Source organism: Gemmiger formicilis, assembly GCF_016901605.1.
GTDB lineage: Bacteria > Bacillota > Clostridia > Oscillospirales > Ruminococcaceae > Gemmiger > Gemmiger formicilis_B.
This window is the reverse complement of sequence record NZ_JACJKP010000707.1, coordinates 1-230: the sequence shown is the minus strand read 5'-3', so window position 1 is coordinate 230 and position 230 is coordinate 1. Positions and strand designations below refer to the sequence as shown.

Genomic DNA, 230 nt, shown 5'->3' with positions numbered 1-230 from the left:
GATTGGGGTGAAGTCGTAACAAGGTAGCCGTATCGGAAGGTGCGGCTGGATCACCTCCTTTCTAGGGAGTCAGACATTCAGTCAAAGCTGGTCTTTGAGTGAATGGACAGGGAAATAAGTTTCAGTATTGTTCAATTTTGAGGGATCCTGATGCCTCCGGATCTATGATCCGGAATCGCGCAAGGCGCGATGCAGCAGGCGGCGAAGCGCAAGCGGAGCCGAACCTACAG

The 230-nt window shown here is 52.6% G+C and carries 1 rRNA gene; it reads left to right on the top strand.

From position 1 onward, the window contains the following. Positions 1 to 61 (top strand): 16S ribosomal RNA (locus H6B10_RS19095); the annotation flags it as partial. Positions 62 to 230: the final 169 nt, after the last annotated feature.